Genomic DNA, 5396 nt, shown 5'->3' on the forward strand with positions numbered 1-5396 from the left:
ACTCGTTCAGCAGCAGATACTCAATTACAAGCAAATATTGATACTGAAGCAGCTACTCGTGCAGCAGCAGATACAGCATTAAATACTCGTGTTGATCAAGAAGTTGTTGATCGTATTGCTGGTGATGCAGCGACTTTAGCATCTGCAAATCTTTATACAGATGGTCAAGTTGCAAATGAAGCAGCTACTCGTGCAGCAGCAGATACAGCATTAAATACTCGTGTTGATCAAGAAGTTGTTGATCGTATTGCTGGTGATGCAGCGACTTTAGCATCTGCAAATCTTTATACAGATGGTCAAGTTGCAAATGAAGCAGTAGCTCGTGTAGCAGCAGATACTCAATTACAAGCAAATATTGATACTGAAGCAGCAGCTCGTACAGCCGGTTTAGCAGCAGCAGCAACAGATCGTCAAGCGATTCGTTCAGAATTTGCTAATGGTGATGTAGTGACTCTAGCTTCAGCAAATGCTTATACAAATACACAAGTGGCTAATGTAAATTCACGTGTGAACCAGTTAAATTCACGTGTTGATGACGTTGAGAAAACTTCTTACCGTGGTATTGCTATCGCGTTAGCTGCGCAACAACAAATCCCTAACATTGGTGCTGGTCAGTTCGCTGTATTTGGCGGTGTAGGTCACTATGAAGGTGAATCTGCAGGTGCTCTAGGTATTGCTAGTGTATTTGCTGACGGTCGTACTTCTGTAAGTGCTGCGGTAGGTTTCGCTGGCGGTAACGAAGTTGGCGGTCGTGTAGGTGTATCATACGTTTTTGGCGGTAAATAATTACCTGTTAAAAAATATGGATTAAACAAAAAATCCCCGCCTCGTGCGGGGATTTTTTTTAACGCTTTTTCATATTATTTTTACCCTTTGTTTGACTAATCATCTTAGTTCTCTATGCTTTAAGGTAAATAATTACTCAGTTTTTATCTGTTTAGGACCGGTGAAAATGATGCAAGAGGAGCTGGAGAATAAAATTATTGGACAAATCTATGATGCTGCCTTGAATGCCAGTTTATGGCCTAAAGTGATTCAGCAAATTGTTCAATACACTGAAAGTCAGGCAGCCATGTTTACTGCTTTAGATCAATTGAACCCTGCCTATAACTTTGTGCACACGTACAATATTCCAGCCTGCAGTTTAGAAACCTATCAGCAAGAAAAAATAAAAACGATGAATCAGAAGTTGCATTTGCCATTCTGGTTAGAAGTTGGTGTTGGAAATGCATTAAGTCAGAATCTATCGCAATATGGTCAGCTATTTGCTACAGATGAATATGTTTTTTATGAAAAATGTTTAAAAGCGACCGGCGTCGGGTTTATTGCCAGTCTATTACTGGATCATGGTGATCATCAATGGTCAGTACTCGGTATTCATCGCGGCAAGCAAGATCAACCCTTTACGCAATATGAACTGGATATTCTAAAAAGGTTGGGTTTGCATTTACGCAGGGCATTACAGATTCACAAGCAATTAAGTTTAGCTCGGCTCAAAAACAGGAATTTATACCGAATTCTAAATGCCATTAAAACAGGAATTTTACTCATTGATATGAATCGAGAATTGTATTATCTCAACCAAAAAGCACAGTACTTTTTTGAACAATCCAAGTTATTCGAACTCGATAAAAATAACCAGATTAATATAAGCAAGCCATATCAATTAGATTTAGAGCAATTAATATCCAGCATTAAGCCAGAGTCTAATTATGCTAAAAAACAGGTAGGAGGGGTGTTGGCCATGGAAGATCAGTATGGACAAAAAATTATGCTGACCATTGCACCTTTTAACAGTCCACGACATTTTACCGATTTAAAAGATCATCTTAAACCGTATGTCATGCTATTTATTACTGAAACTGAACAGCATTATAAGCTGGCTTCGTCTTATTTAAGACAAGTGTATGGTTTATCCAACAGGGAATGTGAATTGTGTGAATTATTTGTGAATGGTTATAACCTGGAACAGATTGCCGCCCATTACCAATTAGCATTAAGTTCTGTACGAACCTATCTGAAAAATATTTATGCAAAAATGCAATGTAAATCACAGGCAGAATTTTTGTATAAACTTATGGGCGTTACCATCGATTTTGAGCATGTGAGTTAATCTATCCAGAATCCAGTTCTGGATAGATTAATTTTGATCATTATTGAGTAGTACCAGTAGAAGCGGTTAGGAAATCTTTATTGAAAGTATATGAAATCTCACCGCTGACAAGCGTTAAAGATCCAGTAGCAAGAGTGTAGGTGAATGGAGGGTAGAGTGTTGTCCCATTTACAAGCCCCGAACAGCCAGTTGTATCTACTATAATTTGACTGGCAACCACAGTTCCATTGGTCGTGGTATATTTACCGTATTCAACCCCCGGTGTTGGTGTTCCACAATTATCACTTGCTAAACTGTCAATATACATATAATAACCGTCACTAAAGAATGTAAGTGCATTCGTATCATTGAACCAGTTGTCCTGAATATTGTTTGCAGTGGTGCTAATCCGTTTTAATTTATTTTCACCATTAGTTACCCCAGATTCGGTCAAGGTTACATTGGTTCGATCATAACGTAGGGTAAATGCTACTCCTCCGTTCGGATTAGACAGACCCAGATCGCCATTGGTGTCAACCTCAATCACTGGATTAATTTGTCCCGTACTTGGATTCCATTCCAAGGTACCAGTTTCCACACCGCTACCAGTTAGATTAGCTGAATCTACTTCACCTAATATATATTGTCCGGTAGGACTTATATGAACCACAATGGCACCTTGTCCAGTACGGTTTAATTCCCAACTTCCTGCAATATCTTTATAGAAGGCATTTTTGGAATTAGTGAGTGCAGTTTCTAATGCAATTGGAGTTTTATTAAGTTCGGTAAAAGCAGGATCGGTAATAAATTGAGCATAAGTCTGGTTGAAGTTGATGGTATTGTCAGCCAATGCAGTGAAAACGGCATCACTAATCTGAATGCCATCGTCGTGGTTTGCATTGTCATCCAGTGTTTGCAAGAAAACGATAATATTTTCACGAACATTTTGAAGCGTAGATAATTCCATTGGAGTGATGCGAGGAGAAGCTGGAACTGAGTCACCTATTTGTACACCGCCAATAAAAAATTTAATGGTGTCGCCAGCCTTATAATTAAAATAACCCTCTGCATCTGTTTTAGCTTTGATCCCACTACTGGTTTGGTATTCAACGCCAGATACAGGACCATCAACTAACTGTCCCTGTTGAGTGGTAGGTGTAGGTGGCGGGTTGGAATCATCATTATTATCATTACATGCCGTAAGTAAACCTGCGATGGTAACTGCCAAGAGCACTTTTTTCATTTTCGACTCCATTATCATCTTTGATTATAGTGACTAAAAGCATAGTCAAGCCTGTACTCAGGAAATATCCTCAAATGAGGATAAACAGGTAAATTTGAGACTTTATTTGTTATTTTTTATAACAGTCTATTGGACCATAAACCATGTCATGAGTAAGGCTGGGTTTTGATGATAAAAAAGAAATGTAGTGTTTGGTAAATATGAGAAAAAAGAGAACGGGATATAAAAAATCCCCATATTTCACGAAAATTTTTTATAGATCAAGCTGCCTGCTATTTAATTTTGATATAAAGCCGTGGCGATGATTCGGAATGAATAAATGAGACCAGATGGTAATTGGTTTTATTGGGCTGAATCGGTGGAACTGGACTGTTGTCAATGCTGGCCGGATATTCATTATTTTTATCATCGACCAGTACAATATCACTGTCGCGTATTTTTAGGGCACGGTCTGAGTGATTATTAATTTCAAAAAAATAAGTCAGCTTGGTGCTTTCTATTTTATTGGACCGTATTTTTTCAGTTTTAAATAGATCTGCCTGTATATCTACATGTTTCAGGGCATTATTCACTTCTATCTTTTGTATTTTAGGAATCTGATATTTTTCAAAATCCTTGCGTTGATTTTTATGTCGATCCCGAAGTTCTAAAAATTGGTCATGCCACGAAAGATAACGCATTTTATTGCTTTTATCTTCTGTAAGCTGAATTAGTCTGGAATTTTGAGGATCAAAACTGAATGTACCAGAAGACTGTTTTTGTTTGGTTTTTTGTTTAAAGAATTGAATTTCTTTGAGGGTATAAGTCTGGTTGGGATGCAGCTGTATTGAAAAAAGTTTCTTCTCGCAGGCCTTACAGGGAATAAAGACTTTGTAATGTCCTGTCCAGTTCGGAGTCTTCAGGTTCTGTGGCTTGGACAGATGATCGTTAGTTTTAGCATGGTCTTGAATTAAAGGAGAATTGGGCTTATCGCAGCCACTTAAACAGAGTAAGGAGCAAAAACTGAGGGTTATCATTGTTTTTTTCATTATGATCATCAAATGAGAAAAATATTTTTTAACCATAATCATAACAGCATGATCGGGCTAGTAGGGCAGAAGGAAATAGGTCATTTATTTGTTGCAAATCATGACGATTGCCCAAAGCAGGGCAAATAAAAAAGCCAGATTTTCAGTCTTTTTAATGAATTAAGAGTGATATTCAAATAGGGCAATTAATTAGCATCTTTCTGTAATTTGTAATTCATTTTGGAATCAATCAATTTTTCTGATTTTATATCGCGTGCTTCAACAAAATTTTCACCAATAAAGAATTTACGGTTTTCTCCTGCTTGGTCCAGGCTAATCATAGCGGGATTGTCTGCATCAAAACTAAAAGTTCCTTTCACTTTGAATTCACTATTTTTTCCCTTACCCAGGTATTTCTGTTTCAACTCATAGGTTTTATCAGCTTTTAATTCCAGTTCGGTCTCAATACCCTGACAGTCAGCACAGGGAAAAACCCCTTTATATTCACCTGGCCAATCCAGTGACGTTTCTGCTGTATCACTCATAGTTGCGGCCGGTTCAGCTGTGGTAGCTTGGGTCATGGGTTGATCAGGAGCTGTATTGCTTTCATGAGTATTGGTATCTGGTTTACTACACGCAGTGAAAACTAAGCTGCTCAGTGACAGGAGGAATATTATTTTTTTCACGATATTGTTCCTTTTAGCCAAATATAGCTTTAAAAACTACGTAAAAATGCAGATGGGTTAAATATCGATCTTGTTGGGGCTTTGTTATGCCTTTTTTTGTGCGAATTTTAATGTGGAATTAGAAAGTCTGAGCTAAGGAGGAAGAAATTTCGGAAAAACAAAACAGCAACTTTACATATTTTATTTGAACTCTAAAGTTATACATTTATATATTAATTGATTATTTATTGGGCATATTGCACTTTTATATTTCAGCAACGTTGTTAGAACCTATCCAGAATATTTTCTATGCAAAAGTAGCCTTAAAAAGGCTAAATTAATGAACTGAAGGCTCGTATTTAGGTGCTTTTCACAGTTTTTCCAGAGCC

General features: G+C 37.5%; 5 protein-coding genes and 1 pseudogene. 2 read left to right on the forward strand and 4 right to left on the reverse strand.

Annotation, left to right across the window (positions count from 1 at the left end):
- Positions 1–786 (forward strand): YadA C-terminal domain-containing protein (locus tag ACE01T_RS12980; protein ID WP_395519402.1); only part of this gene is annotated, 786 nt, incomplete at its 5' end.
- Between the two features lie 166 nt (positions 787–952).
- Positions 953–2113, forward strand: a complete 1161-nt coding sequence (locus ACE01T_RS12985) for a helix-turn-helix transcriptional regulator (RefSeq protein WP_395519403.1) — start codon at positions 953–955, stop codon at positions 2111–2113.
- 40 nt (positions 2114–2153) lie between these two features.
- Here the strand turns inward: ACE01T_RS12985 and ACE01T_RS12990 are convergent, their stop codons facing one another.
- From ACE01T_RS12990 to ACE01T_RS13005, 4 genes and pseudogenes are all read right to left on the reverse strand, one after another.
- Positions 2154–3335, reverse strand: a complete 1182-nt coding sequence (locus tag ACE01T_RS12990) for a hypothetical protein (protein ID WP_395519404.1) — start codon at positions 3333–3335, stop codon at positions 2154–2156.
- Positions 3336–3607: 272 nt separating this feature from the next.
- Positions 3608–4363 (reverse strand): copper resistance protein NlpE N-terminal domain-containing protein, encoded by a 756-nt coding sequence (locus ACE01T_RS12995; protein ID WP_395519405.1) that lies wholly within the window; start codon positions 4361–4363, stop codon positions 3608–3610.
- A gap of 185 nt (positions 4364–4548) precedes the next feature.
- Positions 4549–5028 (reverse strand): copper resistance protein NlpE, encoded by a 480-nt coding sequence (locus ACE01T_RS13000; RefSeq protein WP_237786758.1) that lies wholly within the window; start codon positions 5026–5028, stop codon positions 4549–4551.
- A gap of 270 nt (positions 5029–5298) precedes the next feature.
- Positions 5299–5396: pseudogene (locus ACE01T_RS13005) on the reverse strand (IS5/IS1182 family transposase); the annotation flags it as partial.

It is taken from the genome of Acinetobacter uliginosus, assembly GCF_044130295.1.
Classification (GTDB): domain Bacteria; phylum Pseudomonadota; class Gammaproteobacteria; order Pseudomonadales; family Moraxellaceae; genus Acinetobacter.